Source organism: Clostridium bornimense (genome assembly GCF_018917145.1).
GTDB lineage: Bacteria > Bacillota > Clostridia > Clostridiales > Clostridiaceae > Clostridium_AN > Clostridium_AN bornimense_A.
In genome coordinates this window covers 70,233-84,974 of the sequence record NZ_JAHLOD010000001.1, presented here as the reverse complement: position 1 = coordinate 84,974, position 14,742 = coordinate 70,233, and the positions used below count along the sequence as shown (strand labels likewise).

Genomic DNA, 14,742 nt, shown 5'->3' with positions numbered 1-14,742 from the left:
TTATACATCTATATTAAATTAATAATACAATAATAAAAAAAGACTATAGCATTGCTATAGTCTTAGTCTATTAAACATTAAATCTAAAGTTTACGATGTCGCCATCTTTCATTATATACTCTTTACCTTCAAGTCTATATAATCCTTTTTCTTTTGCAGCAGCTTCACTACCACAAGCTACTAAGTCATCATAAGATACTATTTCAGCTCTAATGAATCCTCTTTCTATATCTGAATGAATCTTACCAGCAGCAGCAGGAGCTTTTGTTCCTATTTTTATAGTCCAAGCTCTTACTTCTATTTCACCAGCAGTTAAGAAACTCATAAGACCTAGTAATTTATAAGATGCTCTTATAAGTTTATCAAGTCCTGATTCTTCAAGACCATATTCAGCAAGCATTTCTTTTTCTTCTTCTTCATCAAGCCCGCTTAATTGTTCTTCAAGAGAAGCACATACAACCATTACTTCAGAATTTTCATTTGAAGCATATTCTCTAAGTTTTGCTACATATTGATTTTCTTCTCCAGAAATTATATCATCTTCAGACACATTAGCAGCATATAAAACAGGTTTTAAAGTTATTAAAAATAAAGATTTTAAGAATGCAGCTTGTTCTTCATCACATTCAAAACTTCTAGCTGGTTTTTCAGCTTCTAAATGTGCTTTTAATTCTTCAAGAAGAGCATATTCTGCTTTTGCTTTTTTATCCCCAGAACGAACAAGTTTCATTGTACGCTCTAATCTTCTTTCTACCATTTCTAAATCTGATAATATAAGTTCTAAGTTGATAGTTTCAATATCTCTAATAGGATCTACACTACCATCAACGTGAACTATGTTTTCATCATCAAAACATCTAACAACATGAACAATAGATTCACATTCTCTTATATGTGATAAGAATTTATTACCTAATCCTTCACCTTTTGAAGCTCCTCTAACAAGTCCAGCTATATCATAAAATTCTATGCTAGCATATACTTTTTTCTTTGTATTATAAATTTTTTCTAATACATCTAATCTTTTATCTGGAACATTAACAACACCAACGTTTGGTTCAATTGTACAGAATGGGTAGTTAGCTGATTCAGCACCAGCTTTTGTTATTGCATTAAATAATGTACTTTTACCTACGTTTGGTAGACCAACTATACCTAATTTCATCTTAAAAAATCCTTTCTAATATACATATAATATCTAACTATAGATTATATATTACGATGTATTAGATTTCAAGAAAGATAGAATTGCAAAGGATAATCATAAAAAAAACAATTACCGGAAATGATATTTTTATGGAGATTAATTCCAGTAAAAGGAATAAAAGTTTTAAAATAACGTATTAATATAAAAAATGTTATGAAATTTAAATAAAATTTTCATATATGGTTGAATAGATATGAAAATGAATATAAAATATAAGTAAAGTGGTTTAAAGTGGTTTAAAGTGGTTCAAAGTTATGAAGTTGGGGTGAGCTTATGTTTATAGGTGAATATGGACATGCCATTGATGCTAAAAACAGAATAATTCTCCCTTCAAAGTTTAGAGAAGGTTTAGGTGAAGCATGTATAATGACCAAAGGACTTGATGGATGTCTTTATGTATACCCTAGAGAGGAATGGGCTATACTAGAAGAAAAGTTAAAGTCATTACCATTAACATCTAAAGATGCTAGGGCTTTTGTGAGATTTTTCTTTTCAGGAGCAAATGAAATGACTTTTGATAAACAAGGAAGAACTTTAATACCACAAAACTTAATGCAATATGCGGGGATTGTCAAAGAAGTTGTGTCTATTGGAGTATCTAATAGAATTGAAATTTGGAGTAAGGAAAAGTGGAACAGCTATACGGAAAGTGACATAAATATGGATGAAATCGGTGAAAAAATGTCTGAATTAGGAATATAGAAGGAGAAATACAATGGAGTTTAGTCATTATACGGTAATGCTTACAGAAACAGTGGATGGCTTAAATGTAAGAAAAAATGGAATTTATGTTGATTGTACTTTAGGTGGAGGAGGTCATTCCGAAGAAATCTTAAAAAGGTTGGATGGAACTGGAAAACTTGTAGGTATAGATCAAGATACTATGGCGATTGAAGCATCTAAAAAAAGATTAAGTAAGTTTAGTAATGTAGAGTATGTACATAACAACTTTTACAATATATCAGAGGTGTTAGATGATTTAGGAATTGAAAAAGTTGATGGTATTGTTATGGACCTTGGAGTATCATCACCACAATTAGATAGAGCAGAAAGGGGATTTAGTTATCATAAAGATGCCCCGCTTGATATGAGAATGGATAGAGAAAAAGATTTTTCTGCTTATAATGTGGTTAATGAGTATAGTGAAGAAAAATTATATAAGGTTATAAGAGATTTTGGTGAAGAAAAATTTGCTAAAAACATTGCTAAGCATATAGTTATTGATAGACAAATTAAGCCTATTGAAACTACATTCGAATTGGTAGAAATTATAAAGAAATCTATTCCAGCTAAGTTTAGAAAGGATGGACATCCTGGTAAGAAAACATTTCAAGCAATAAGAATAGAAGTAAATAGTGAGTTATCAATTTTGGATAAGGCGATAAATGATTCTATAGATAGGTTAAATGATGGGGGAAGACTATCTATAATAACTTTCCATTCATTAGAGGATAGAATAGTAAAGAATATTTTTAGGGATAATGAAAAACCATGTACATGTCCAAGTGAATTTCCTATTTGTATCTGTGGGAAAAAACCTAAAGTAAAAATTATTACTAGAAAGCCAATTGAATGTAGTAGTGAAGAATTAAATCTTAATAATAGAAGTAGAAGTGCGAAGCTTAGAATTTGTGAGAAGAAAAGTTCTAAATAGCACTAGGGGGGAATAAATATGTTATTGGAGAAAGAGGAATACATAATTAAAGGAAGCAATGCTTTAAAGCAAAGTGCTATTGAAGTACAAAGGGAAAATGAATATGAAAAGCTTAGGGAACAAAGGGTAAGGTCTAAACAAAAAGCTAAAAAGAATTTAGTTAGGTTAAGAGTATCTGTATTACTTAGTATATTTATGGTTTTAGTTACAGGAATAACTTTAGTTGCTAGATACAGTATGATATATTCTTTGCAAGATCAGTATTTTGATGCAAAAGATGAGTTAGGTGTAGCTGAAAGATACAATGAAAAATTAAAAATTGATTTACTAAAAGTTGCAGAAGAAAAGGATGTTTTGAATACTGCAAAGGAAAGTCATAACATGGTTCTTCCACAAAAGGGAACAGCTATTGTATTAGAAGGAAATGAAAAAACATTCGCGAAGCCAACAAAGGTAGACAAAAAAGACAATATATTTGACAAAATAAAAGGTCTATTCTAGCGGAGGTATCAATTTTGAGTAAAAAAAAATATAGTGACAGGTACATATCTAAAAGGAGAGCTATAAGTATTTATGGCATACTTCTTTTACTTTTTGTAGGATTAACAACTGTTTTATTTAGGGTTATGGTTCTTGATTCTAAGGGGCTTAAGGAGAAAGCTATGAGACAGTGGACTTCGAAAGTAAAAATAGCTGCTAAAAGAGGTCGTATTTTAGATCGTAGAGGTAAAGAGTTGGCTATATCAGGAAATTTGTTTAGAGTGGATTTAGACTTAAATACTTTAAGAGATGGTGTAAAGAAGAATAAATTCACATTAGAAGAACTTGCAAAGGATATAGCACCTATAGTTGATATGACAGAAGACGAAGTTTATAAAAAGTTAACAATAAAAGGATCAAAAGGTGAAGATTTAGGATATTCAATTCTTAAAAGAAGAATAGAAGATGATGTCGCTAATAAACTAAAAGCATTGGCTTTAGAAAAGGAAGCTAACGGTATTATAATTTCTCCAGATACTAAAAGATATTATCCTAATGGTAATTTTGCATCACAAGTTATTGGACATACCAATTCTGATGGAAAAGGATTAACAGGTATAGAATATCAATATGACGATGAATTATCAGGAATATCAGGAGAAATATTAACAGAAAGAGATAATATACAACAAGATTTACCTTACGGAATAGCTCAATATTATCCAGCTGTAGATGGAAAGGATGTTGTATTAACATTAGATGAAACTATTCAAGGTTTTGCAGAGAAGTATGCTAATGAAGCTCTTACTAATAATAGTGCTGAGGCAGTATCTATCATTGTTATGAATCCTAATAATGGTGAAATATTAGGTATGGCTACAGCTCCGGGATATGACCTTAATAATCCTTGGGTTGATGGTGTAGATGGAGACGAACTTCAAAAGCTTTGGAGAAATAGAGCAGTTAGTGATGCTATGGAACCAGGATCTGTATATAAAGTAATAACAGCTTATGCAGCACTTGCAGAAGGTATTGTAACAGATGTAACAAAGGTTGACTTTAATTGTACGGGAACTCATTATGTTGGAAAAAGTAGTTTCCATTGCTGGAAACATGGTGGTCATGGAGCACAAAGTTTTGAACAGATATTACAAAACTCTTGTAATCCAGGTTTTGGATCTCTTGGAGAAAAGCTTGGAGCTGAAAGAGTAGAAAAATATGCAAAGCTATTTGGCTTTGGAAGCAAAACTGGTATAGATTTACCAGGAGAAACAAGTGGAATAGTTAAAAAAGCTAGTGATATGTATCCAATAGATACAGCTACAATTTCTTTTGGTCAAGCAGATACCAATTCTATGATACAATATATGGCTGCATTTAATGCTGTTGCAAATGGGGGTCAATATATAACTCCACATCTTATGAAAGAGATAGTAGGAAAAGATAGTAAAGGTAATGATGTAGTAGAAAAAGAATATGAGCCTAAAATAGATAAAAAAATATTAAATACTGAAACAACAAAAACTCTTAGAGAATGTCTTGAAAAGGTAGTATCTGAGGGTGGAGGAAGAAATGCTTATGTAGAAGGATATAATATTGCAGGAAAGACTGGTACAGCTCAAATACCGAATCCTAATGGAGGAGGATATGAACCAGGTAAATATCTTTCAACTTTTGTAGGTATGGCACCTGCTGAAAATCCTCAAATTACAGTAATGATTTCTATTTTAAAACCAGATCCTGCTAAATATTATGCAGGACAAATAGCAGCTCCAGTTGGAAGGGAGATATTTAGTGATATATTTAATTATCTAGCATTAGGACCAAGTTCATATGACTTTAAGCCAGAAGTTACAAAGGATGTTATGATTCCTGAAATTAGAGGAAAATCAAAAGAAGAGGCAATAAAGATATTAAAAGAAAAAGGATTGAAATATGAAATAAATGGTGATGGTACTAAAATATCAGATACAAATCCTAAGCCTGGTTTTGCTGTAGAGGAAGGAACAAAAATTGTTCTTTACACTAGTGATGATGGAAATTATAATAATATGGTAGGTGTACCTAATTTACGCGGGTATAGTAAAGAAAGAGCTATAGAGACTTTAAATTCTATTGGGCTTAAGTGTAATTTTATTGGAAACAATGGAATAGTTGTTAAGCAAAGCATCAGCAAGGAAACTGAAGTTGTTGTAGGAACATCTATTACTTTAACGTTAGAAGAAGTTGGAGACTAATTTGAAGCACAATACGTAAGTATTGTGTTTCTTTATAAGGAGTGAGATATAAATGAATTTAGATAACTTATTGAAGGATTTAAATTTAGGTAAAACATATAATGAGGAAATTAATGAGATACAATATGACTCAAGAAAGGTCAAAAATGGAGATGTTTTTGTTGCTATTAAGGGATTTAGTGTAGATGGACATAAATTTATCGATAAGGCAATAGAAAATGGTGCAAAGGTTATAATAGGAGAAGAAGATTTAGTTATAGAAAATGCATTATATATAAAAGTTGAAGATAGTAGAAAAGCTCTAGCAACTTTAGCAAAAAACTATTTTGATAATCCACAAAAGAAAATGAAGATAATAGGGATAACAGGTACAAATGGAAAGACTACATCTGCGTTTATGATGAAATCTCTATTAGAATCTAAGGGCTACAAGGTTGGTTTAATAGGAACCATATGCAATATGATAGGAGAAAAAAAATTAAAAACTGAAAGAACTACTCCTGAATCATTGGAATTATATAAGTTATTTAATGATATGGTAGAAGAAAATATGGATTATTGTGTAATGGAAGTATCTTCTCATTCTTTAGCATTAGATAGAGTATATGGAATAGAATTTTCTACTGGTGTGTTTACTAATCTTACTGTAGATCATTTAGATTTTCATAAAACTCTTGAAAATTACTTTAATGAAAAGAAGAAACTCTTTAAAGTATCTATAAATAAAGTAGTTAATATAGATAATGAGTATGGAATAGATTTAAAAAATCAATATAGTGAAGCATTATCTTATAGTGTCGATAAAAATGGAGATTTAAATGCTACTAATCTTCATATAAGTTCTAAAGGAGTAAAGTTTGATGTTGCATATAAAGATAAAGTAGAGCATATATCAATAAACATTCCAGGAAAATACAATGTAGAAAACGCATTAGGGGTTATAGGTGTAGCTTTACAAGAAGGAATGACATTAAGAGAGATTGCGGATGGAATGAAGAAATTAAAAGCTGTACCAGGAAGATGTGAATTAGTATCTTTTGGAGAGAATATTCCTTTTGATATAATAGTTGATTATGCACATACACCAGATGGATTAGAAAATATAATAAAAACATTAAAAGAGCTTACTGAAGGAAGACTTATAACTATTTTTGGTTGCGGAGGAGATAGAGATAAAACTAAAAGACCTATTATGGGAAGAATTGCCACAGAATTGTCAGATATAGCAATTGTTACATCTGATAATCCAAGAACAGAAGAGCCAGGGGCAATTATAAAGGATATATTAAGTGGTATAAATAGTGATAATTATGTTGTTGAAGAGAATAGATTAGAAGCTATTAAAAAAGGTATGATGATGGCTAAAGAAAAAGATGTATTATTAATTGCAGGTAAAGGTCATGAAGATTATCAAATACTAAAAGATAAGACAATAGCTTTTGATGAGAGAGTTATCGTAAAAGAACTAATAAAGGAGTTATTCTAATGGAAAATTTATCATTTAATGAAATACTAGAAGCTGTTAACGGAAGATATCTAGAATATAATGGTGAAAGAAAAATAACTTATGTAGAAACAGATACAAGAAAGATAAAAGAGGGAGCTTTATTTATAGCATTAAAAGGAGAAAATTTTAATGGTAACAAGTTTGCTGATGTTGCACTAAAAAATGGTGCTTCAACAGTAATAATAGATGAAATAGCTTTTGATGCTTTAAAAACTAAAGGATTAGGAAACATAATAATAGTTGAAGACACAAGAAAGGCTCTTTTAGATTTAGCAGCTTATTATAGAAGAAAATTAGATATAAAAGTAGTTGGAATAACAGGATCTACTGGAAAGACGTCAACAAAAGATTTGGTGGCAGCGGCATTAAGTAGCAAGTATAAGGTGTTTAAAACAAAGGGTAACTTTAATAATGAAATAGGTGTACCTCTTATGATATTCAGTCTTGATAATAGCTATGATATTGCTGTATTAGAGATGGGAATGAGTAATCTTGGAGAGATAGAAAGATTAGCGAAGGCAGGAAAACCAGATATAGCAGTTATAACTAATATAGGAATGTCTCATATAGAAAATTTAAAAACTAGAGATAATATATTAAAAGCTAAGATGGAAATAACTACAGGATTTAATAAAGAAAATGTCCTTATTGTAAATGGAGAAAATGATTTATTAAAGACAATATCAGAAAAAGATTATGAAGTTATAAAAATCGGTGCAAACAGTGATGATTATAATATTAAAGCTGAAAACATAAAAATTGGTGAAGAAAGTGTAGAATTTACTGTAGATAAGTCTTTATTTTCAATTGACCAATTAGGCTATCATAGCGTACTAAATGGACTTTTAGCTATTGCAGTAGGAAGAAAATTAGGGCTTAATGATAAAGAAATTAATGAAGGATTTAAAAATATAGAAGCTACATCTATGAGACTTGATGTTAAAGAAAAAGATAACAATATTATCATTAATGACACTTATAATGCTAGCCCTGACTCTATGAAGGCTGGGATAGATGTTCTTATGAATCTAAAGAAACCTTATAACATTCTAGTAGTAGGTGATATGAGAGAACTTGGTGATGAAAGTTATAATGCTCATAGAAGTGTTGGAGAATATGCAAGAGAAAAAGGTGTAAATCTATTATTAACTACAGGAGAATATTCTAAAGCATATAAAGATGGATTTGGTGAAAATACTTTGGTTTTTGAAGATAAATTATCTATAGCTAACTATATAAAAGCTTTAGATAAGAATTATGCTGCATTAGTAAAAGCATCTAGAGGAAGTAAGTTTGAAGAAATAGTAAATAATTTAATTTAGCTTGAAAGGAAGAAACAATGGATATTAACTTTTATTTAACATTATTATTTGATATATTATTAGCACTAATGATAACACTTATTGTATGTCCAAGAATGATACCTCTTTTGCACAAATTTAAGTTTGGGCAACCAATAAGAGAAGAAGGTCCTAAGAGTCATCAAAAGAAAGCTGGTACACCTACTATGGGTGGAGTTACTTTTATGATATCAATTCTTTTAGTTATGATTTTAAATTTTAAACTTTTAAAAATTGATGGTATGATACCTTTATTCGCATTATTTGGTTTTGGTATTATTGGACTTTTAGATGATTCTATTAAGATAATTAAAAAGCAAAATGAAGGTCTTAAGCCAATGGAGAAAATGGTATTATTGCTTATTGTATCTACTTTTTTAAGTGTTTTAGGAGCTAAGGTTATTGGAACTGATTTAAAAATTCCATTTATAGAAAACACAATAAATATTGGTTTTATTCCTTATGTATTATTAATGATATTTTATTATGCTGCAGTAACTAATGCTGTTAATTTGACAGATGGATTAGATGGTCTTGCTACTTCAGTTACATTGATGGTTATGACATTCTTTGCTGTTACAGCATTTATGTTTGGAAAGTTAAATATAGTTATATTTGCAGGTATCACAATAGGAGCCTTATTAGGATTTTTGAAAAATAATGCTTATCCAGCAAAGATTTTCATGGGTGACACAGGTTCATTAGCTTTAGGGGGAGTTGTAGGTGCTACAGCTATGGTTTTAAAACTTCCTATATTTGTGATAATAGTAGGGGGAATATATGTTTTTGAAGCACTTTCAGTTATAATCCAAGTTACTTATTATAAAAAGACAAAGAAAAGATTTTTCAAGATGGCACCAGTACACCATCATTTTGAGGCATTAGGTTGGAAAGAAACTAAGGTTGTTACAGTGTTTACTATAGTAACATTTTTCTTATGCATATTAGGAATAGTGGCATTATACTTTACTTTTTAATATATAAGTAAGGGGGGAGTTTATGATAAAGAAAATTAAGAAATTATGTGATGATACTGGATCAGTAGACTTTATACTTCTTTCAACTATATTATTATTAGTGTCAATTGGTGTAATAATGGTTTTTAGTGCATCATCATATATATCATTACATTCGAAGATATATGGGAATAATCAAATGTATTTCTTTTTAAGACAGGGCTCTTTCGCAGTAGTAGGTGTAATAATGATGTTCTTTGTATCTAGAATAAATTACAAGAAGTACAAAAAAAAGAAGTTTCTTTTGTGGGGAATGGGGATAACAGCAGTATCGCTAATAGCCGCATTGTTTTTTCCTGAAATAAATGGTGCAAGAAGATGGGTAAGATTAGGACCACTTGGATTTCAGCCTTCTGAATTAGCAAAGTATATAGTTGTATTTTTTTCTGCAGCTTCTATAGCTAGAAAAGGTGAAAAAATGAAGAGTTTTACATATGGTGTATTACCGTATTTGGCAGTTGCTGGAGCGTTTGCAGGGCTTGTTCTTTTAGGTAAGAATCTTAGTATTGCAACAATAATTTTAGGAACTACAATAATAATGTTAATAGTTGGGGGAATTAAAATAGCTCATATTGCTCTTTTGGGAGTAGGAGCTATTGGATTTGGTACATTTTTCATACTTGTAGAGCCTTATAGAATTGCCAGAGTAATGTTTTTCTTAGATCCTTTTAAAGATCCACAAGGGAAAGGATATCAACTTATACAATCTTGGTTTGCTTTGTCTTCAGGTGGTGTAATAGGACAAGGTCTTGGACAGTCAAGACAGAAAGCATTCTTTTTACCAGAACCACATAATGATTTCATATTTGCAATAATAGGAGAAGAGTTTGGGTTTATTGGATGTTTCCTACTTATCTTGTTAATAATATTACTGCTAACAAGAGGACTTAAGGTAGCTTTAAATGCAGAAGATATTCATGGAATGTTATTAGCGCTAGGAATTACTTGTGTATTAGGATTACAAGCAATTATTAATATTGCAGTAGTATCTGGAGCAATGCCAGTTACAGGGGTGCCATTACCATTTATAAGTTATGGAGGAACGGCACTTATGATTAATCTATTTGCAGCAGGGGTGCTTTTAAATATATCGATACATAGTAAAAAGCGAAAGATTAGTAAAAAGAAATAGTTTATTAGAAAGTAAAGGTATCGCATGACAAGGTAGAATTTGTTGGCGATACCTTTTTATTAATTTGTATTTTGTAATTTCTAATTAGGATCAATAATTTATATTTAGAATTGGTAGTAGGATACGGAGATTAATCTATTAATTAATTTTAATCTAACTGCTTCAAATTTTAGAAATTAACCATTGAAGTTCCGGGTATAAATGTATATGCTAAACGTATATTTATACATTGATTTGCTGCAATTTTTTAATATTATATAAAAATACTATAAAGATTATGTAATTACCAATTAATATATGATATTATAGTTATTAGATAATACAAAATTAATATAAGGTGTTAGAGATGGGTGCGAATAAGTTTATACAGAAAAAAGAACGTCAGAGAAAGAGAAAAAAAAGATTTAGAAATATTATAATACTTATAGTTTTAGTAATAATATTAATAAATTTGGTGTACAAAATACCGTACTTTGATATAAAGCATATTAAAGTACAAAATAATAATATAGTTTCTACTGAAGAAATATATGCTATAGGTGAAAAGGTAAAGGGGGAAAATATTTTTTATACCAAATTAGATAGTATACAAAAAGAGATAAAGAAAAATACTTATGTTGATAGCGTAGAAATAGAGAGAAAACTGCCGTCAACTATAATTGTGAAAGTTAACGAGAAAAAGCCTTTTTTTTACATAAACAATGAGAAAAAATATTATGTTTTTTCAGAAGATGCCAAATTAATAGATATAAAAGATTCAATGGCAGATTTAGAGGTGCCGGAAGTAGTAGGGTTAGAATTAGGAGATATTAAGTTAGGTGAATCAATAGTGTTTAATAAAGATAATAAAAGAAAAGTTAAATATATATCAGATTTATTTTTAAATATTTCAAACCCTATAGATGATAGTTTTGACAAAAAAAATATATCACTTATAGAGATACCTGAGTTTTTTAATTGTTCATTTAAGTATAAAAACTTGACAATAAAACTTGGAAAAGATGAAGAAATCTTAGATAAGCTAAATAAGGCATTTCAAATAATAAAAGAGAAGGAATATCAAGATTCTATAGGATATATAGATGTTAGTTATTATAAGTTGCCAGCAGTTCATATAGAAGGGTAGGAGAATAGATGGGAAGAAAAGTAGATTATAAAAAGCTTAAAAGAGAGATAGCTATTTCAGTAGTTCTTGGAATTTTAGGCTTTATAATAGCGTACCAACTTAAGTATATTTCTAGAGAAGAAAAAACTGCTTATGATAACACAGCAGATGTAGATATAACTAGTGAAGTATCTAAATTATCAAAAGAGAAAGAGGAATTAACTGAAAAAGTTGATGCTCTTCAAAAGACAGTATCAAAATTTGAAAAAGAGGCATCGTATAGTAATAGTAATAATCAGCAATTATATAAACAACTTGAAAAAAGTCGTATGTTACTAGGAGAAACTGATGTTGAAGGACCTGGGGTAGTAGTTACTATAGCACCAAAGGTTTTAAATATGGATAGTAGTAATAAGAATGTTATTATTACACATAAGGATCTTATTACATATGTTAATGAATTAAATTTTGCTGGTGCAGAAGCAATTTCTATTAATGGATATAGACTTACCAGTAATAAAGGAATTCGTTCATCTGATGGTGTAAAAACTATATTTATTGGTAATGAAAGAATATCTCCTTATGAAACAATAACAATTAAAGCTATAGGAAGTAAAGATCAACTTAGTGCAGCAATGAACTTTTATGGTACATTTAAAGATATAGAAGGTTCATACACTTGTTCTGTTGAGAAAAAAGATAGTATAAAAATAGAAAAAACTAATTATACCAGTGAATTTAAATATTCAAAAGTAATAAAAGGCGATTAGAGAGGTGAAAAAATGATAGCTTTAATAGGATTAATTATAGGAATTGCTATAGGAGTATTTTGGGATATAAGCATACCACCAAGTTTATCACCATATTTATCTGTTGCAATTTTCGCATGTTTAGATTCAGTTTTTGGTGCTTTTAGGGGTACGCTTGAAAAAACATTTAGAACTGATATTTTTATTTCTGGTTTTTTTGGCAATGCCATTCTTGCGGTAGCATTAGTATTTTTAGGTGATAAGCTAGGTATACCAGTATATCTTGCTGCAGTAATTGTATTTGGTGGAAGAATATTTAACAACTTTGCTATTATAAGAAGATTGATAATAGATAAATTGAGATTACATAATGAGGTGAAAAAATGAAAAAAAATGAAGCTACAATTTTCATTTTGATAGCTTCAGTGCTTATAGGCTTTCTTGTTGCATCTAATTTAAAAATAGGTGGAGGTAGTACCTTCAATTATTTAGATAGTAAAGAGTATAGCAATCAGTATAATAAAAAAATATCATTAATAAATGAGATTGATGATTTATATAGAAAATATAATGAGTTAAAAGATAAAGAAGAATTATATACTGATATGGGAGTAGAAGATCCAAAGGTACAAAGACAATTAGAAAAGGAGCTATTAACATACAAAGGGTTAACTGGAATGGCTGATATAAGAGGTCCAGGAGTTGTTATAACTTTAGATGATGCTAAAGATGTATATGCAACTAATTATGACTTGATACATGATAGTGATCTTAGATATATAGTTAATGATTTAAAGGTTTTAGGTGCTGAGGCTATAGCTGTAAATAAAGTTAGAGTTTTAGATACTACAGAGATTAAGTGCTATGGTGCATTAATTAAAATAAATGATATAGTTCTTCCAGCACCATTTACTATAGAAGCTATTGGAGACGTTGAAAAACTTAAAGCAGTTAATACTAGTGAGTATTATTTTGGCGCTTTGGAGTTTTATAGGAGCGGGCTTATAAGGGAGTTTGAAGAAAAAAACGATATAGTTATAAATGCTGTAAGTAATGATAGAACTTACAAGTATATGAAAGAAGTTAAATAATATTATTGTATTAATATTATTAAAAAATAAAAGGAAATTTAATTTGTTTGAAGAATATATTATTAAAATTATTTCTTTTTGAGGTGGCGATGGTATGACAGTTAAAGAGAATAGCATAGAAACTCTAAATACTATTAAAGATGGGGTAACACTTATAGGAGTGTCTAAGACTAAGCCCGTAGAGATGATTAAAGAAGCTTTTGATGGGGGCATAAGAAATTTTGGTGAAAACAAAGTACAAGATTTAATTGCTAAAATGGATGTTTTAAAAGATTATCCAATAAAGTGGCATTTTATAGGACATCTTCAAAAAAATAAGGTTAAATACTTAGTTGATAGAGAATGTCTTATACATTCTATTGATTCTGTAGAATTAGTAAGAGAGATAGAAAAAAAGTATGGAAACAAAGGACGAATTTGTAGAGGATTGATACAAATAAATATTGGTAGGGAAGAAAGCAAATTTGGAGTACTAAAGGAAGATCTTTATGATATAATCGAAGAGGTTGAAAAAAGTGAATTTATAAAAATAGAGGGCTTAATGGCAATATTACCTAAAGGAAATGAGGAAATATTGAAAAAGTACTTTAAAGATATGAAAAATACTTTCGATAAGTTAAGTAAAGAAAGCTTTAAGAATATTGATATGAAATTTTTATCAATGGGAATGACTAATGATTATCTATATGCTATGGATGAAGGAAGCAATATGGTAAGAGTGGGTAGAAAAATTTTTGGTGAAAGATAAAGGAGGATATTATGTTTAACAAATTTAAAGAAATTATTGGTCTTGAAGATGAAGATGACTTCATTGATGAAATGGAAGAGAATAGAGAAAACGAAGAGGAAACAAACTCTCAAGAAAAAGATATTATTTTTAATACAAAGAAGAATAATTCTTATGGAGAAAACAAGCTTGTAAATATACATACTTCAGCATCAGTTAAAGTTGTTATTTCAAAACCAAATAATTATGATGAAGCAACTGCAATATGTGATGACTTAAGAAATAGAAGAATAGTAGTTGTAAATACAAGTAATTTAGAAACTAAAGTTGCACAAAGATTATTAGACTTTATATCTGGTGCATGTTATGCAGTAAATGGGGAAATTCAAGAAGTAGAAAAAGGTGTATATGTGTTATCACCATCAAATGTAGAAGTTTCAAAAGAAATAGGTAAAACTTTTGCTACTAAAAGAGGATTTTTAGATTCTGAGGAGTAA

The 14,742-nt window shown here is 29.5% G+C and carries 15 protein-coding genes; 14 read left to right on the top strand and 1 reads right to left on the bottom strand.

The annotated features are described in order from the left end of the window. Nucleotides 1–70: 70 nt before the first annotated feature. A complete protein-coding gene (gene ychF, locus KQI30_RS00405) occupies nucleotides 71–1,165 on the bottom strand; it encodes a redox-regulated ATPase YchF (RefSeq protein WP_216461183.1) in 1,095 nt (364 codons plus the stop codon). Nucleotides 1,166–1,480: 315 nt separating this feature from the next. Here ychF and mraZ point away from each other — a divergent pair, with 315 nt between their 5' ends. The 14 genes from mraZ (at nucleotide 1,481) to KQI30_RS00335 (ending at nucleotide 14,742) form a co-directional block, all read left to right on the top strand. After that, on the top strand, nucleotides 1,481–1,909 hold the full coding sequence (gene mraZ / locus KQI30_RS00400) for a division/cell wall cluster transcriptional repressor MraZ (RefSeq protein ID WP_216461182.1): 429 nt from the start codon (nucleotides 1,481–1,483) through the stop codon (nucleotides 1,907–1,909). Between the two features lie 13 nt (nucleotides 1,910–1,922). Further along, on the top strand, nucleotides 1,923–2,861 hold the full coding sequence (gene rsmH / locus KQI30_RS00395; RefSeq protein WP_216461181.1) for a 16S rRNA (cytosine(1402)-N(4))-methyltransferase RsmH: 939 nt from the start codon (nucleotides 1,923–1,925) through the stop codon (nucleotides 2,859–2,861). An 18-nt stretch (nucleotides 2,862–2,879) separates the two neighbouring features. After that, complete coding sequence (locus KQI30_RS00390) at nucleotides 2,880–3,362, top strand: hypothetical protein (RefSeq protein WP_216461180.1); 483 nt, start codon at nucleotides 2,880–2,882, stop codon at nucleotides 3,360–3,362. A 14-nt stretch (nucleotides 3,363–3,376) separates the two neighbouring features. Further along, the gene (locus KQI30_RS00385; RefSeq protein WP_216461179.1) at nucleotides 3,377–5,578 is read left to right on the top strand and encodes a stage V sporulation protein D; all 2,202 of its coding nucleotides are present in this window, start codon (nucleotides 3,377–3,379) and stop codon (nucleotides 5,576–5,578) included. A gap of 52 nt (nucleotides 5,579–5,630) precedes the next feature. Beyond that, nucleotides 5,631–7,064, top strand: a complete 1,434-nt coding sequence (locus tag KQI30_RS00380; protein WP_216461178.1) for a UDP-N-acetylmuramoyl-L-alanyl-D-glutamate--2,6-diaminopimelate ligase — start codon at nucleotides 5,631–5,633, stop codon at nucleotides 7,062–7,064. Continuing rightward, nucleotides 7,064–8,407 (top strand): UDP-N-acetylmuramoyl-tripeptide--D-alanyl-D-alanine ligase, encoded by a 1,344-nt coding sequence (locus tag KQI30_RS00375; RefSeq protein ID WP_216461177.1) that lies wholly within the window; start codon nucleotides 7,064–7,066, stop codon nucleotides 8,405–8,407. The genes KQI30_RS00380 and KQI30_RS00375 overlap by 1 nt, the downstream gene beginning before the upstream one ends. A gap of 17 nt (nucleotides 8,408–8,424) precedes the next feature. Continuing rightward, on the top strand, nucleotides 8,425–9,402 hold the full coding sequence (gene mraY, locus KQI30_RS00370; RefSeq protein WP_216461176.1) for a phospho-N-acetylmuramoyl-pentapeptide-transferase: 978 nt from the start codon (nucleotides 8,425–8,427) through the stop codon (nucleotides 9,400–9,402). Nucleotides 9,403–9,436: 34 nt separating this feature from the next. Continuing rightward, complete coding sequence (gene ftsW / locus KQI30_RS00365) at nucleotides 9,437–10,573, top strand: putative lipid II flippase FtsW (RefSeq protein ID WP_437177714.1); 1,137 nt, start codon at nucleotides 9,437–9,439, stop codon at nucleotides 10,571–10,573. 346 nt (nucleotides 10,574–10,919) lie between these two features. After that, complete coding sequence (locus tag KQI30_RS00360; RefSeq protein WP_216461174.1) at nucleotides 10,920–11,699, top strand: cell division protein FtsQ/DivIB; 780 nt, start codon at nucleotides 10,920–10,922, stop codon at nucleotides 11,697–11,699. Between the two features lie 8 nt (nucleotides 11,700–11,707). Next, a complete protein-coding gene (locus KQI30_RS00355; protein WP_216461173.1) occupies nucleotides 11,708–12,448 on the top strand; it encodes a DUF881 domain-containing protein in 741 nt (246 codons plus the stop codon). Between the two features lie 12 nt (nucleotides 12,449–12,460). Continuing rightward, nucleotides 12,461–12,814 (top strand): small basic family protein, encoded by a 354-nt coding sequence (locus tag KQI30_RS00350; RefSeq protein WP_216461172.1) that lies wholly within the window; start codon nucleotides 12,461–12,463, stop codon nucleotides 12,812–12,814. Then, nucleotides 12,811–13,518, top strand: a complete 708-nt coding sequence (locus KQI30_RS00345; protein WP_216461171.1) for a DUF881 domain-containing protein — start codon at nucleotides 12,811–12,813, stop codon at nucleotides 13,516–13,518. Before KQI30_RS00350 ends, KQI30_RS00345 begins: the two co-directional genes overlap by 4 nt. A 94-nt stretch (nucleotides 13,519–13,612) precedes the next feature. After that, a complete protein-coding gene (locus KQI30_RS00340) occupies nucleotides 13,613–14,266 on the top strand; it encodes a YggS family pyridoxal phosphate-dependent enzyme (protein ID WP_216461170.1) in 654 nt (217 codons plus the stop codon). Nucleotides 14,267–14,277: 11 nt separating this feature from the next. After that, nucleotides 14,278–14,742, top strand: coding sequence for a cell division protein SepF (locus KQI30_RS00335; RefSeq protein WP_216461169.1), 465 nt, complete (start codon nucleotides 14,278–14,280; stop codon nucleotides 14,740–14,742).

What these genes read in the sequence shown, in the direction of transcription:
- KQI30_RS00335 (WP_216461169.1), top strand. Translation starts at nt 14,278, where the DNA reads ATGTTTAACAAATTTAAAGAAATTATTGGTCTTGAAGATGAAGATGAC.
- KQI30_RS00390 (WP_216461180.1), top strand. Translation starts at nt 2,880, where the DNA reads ATGTTATTGGAGAAAGAGGAATACATAATTAAAGGAAGCAATGCTTTA.
- KQI30_RS00360 (WP_216461174.1), top strand. Translation starts at nt 10,920, where the DNA reads ATGGGTGCGAATAAGTTTATACAGAAAAAAGAACGTCAGAGAAAGAGA.
- KQI30_RS00350 (WP_216461172.1), top strand. Translation starts at nt 12,461, where the DNA reads ATGATAGCTTTAATAGGATTAATTATAGGAATTGCTATAGGAGTATTT.
- KQI30_RS00340 (WP_216461170.1), top strand. Translation starts at nt 13,613, where the DNA reads ATGACAGTTAAAGAGAATAGCATAGAAACTCTAAATACTATTAAAGAT.
- rsmH (WP_216461181.1), top strand. Translation starts at nt 1,923, where the DNA reads ATGGAGTTTAGTCATTATACGGTAATGCTTACAGAAACAGTGGATGGC.
- mraY (WP_216461176.1), top strand. Translation starts at nt 8,425, where the DNA reads ATGGATATTAACTTTTATTTAACATTATTATTTGATATATTATTAGCA.
- KQI30_RS00380 (WP_216461178.1), top strand. Translation starts at nt 5,631, where the DNA reads ATGAATTTAGATAACTTATTGAAGGATTTAAATTTAGGTAAAACATAT.
- ychF (WP_216461183.1), bottom strand. Translation starts at nt 1,165, where the DNA reads ATGAAATTAGGTATAGTTGGTCTACCAAACGTAGGTAAAAGTACATTA.
- KQI30_RS00375 (WP_216461177.1), top strand. Translation starts at nt 7,064, where the DNA reads ATGGAAAATTTATCATTTAATGAAATACTAGAAGCTGTTAACGGAAGA.
- mraZ (WP_216461182.1), top strand. Translation starts at nt 1,481, where the DNA reads ATGTTTATAGGTGAATATGGACATGCCATTGATGCTAAAAACAGAATA.
- KQI30_RS00355 (WP_216461173.1), top strand. Translation starts at nt 11,708, where the DNA reads ATGGGAAGAAAAGTAGATTATAAAAAGCTTAAAAGAGAGATAGCTATT.
- KQI30_RS00345 (WP_216461171.1), top strand. Translation starts at nt 12,811, where the DNA reads ATGAAAAAAAATGAAGCTACAATTTTCATTTTGATAGCTTCAGTGCTT.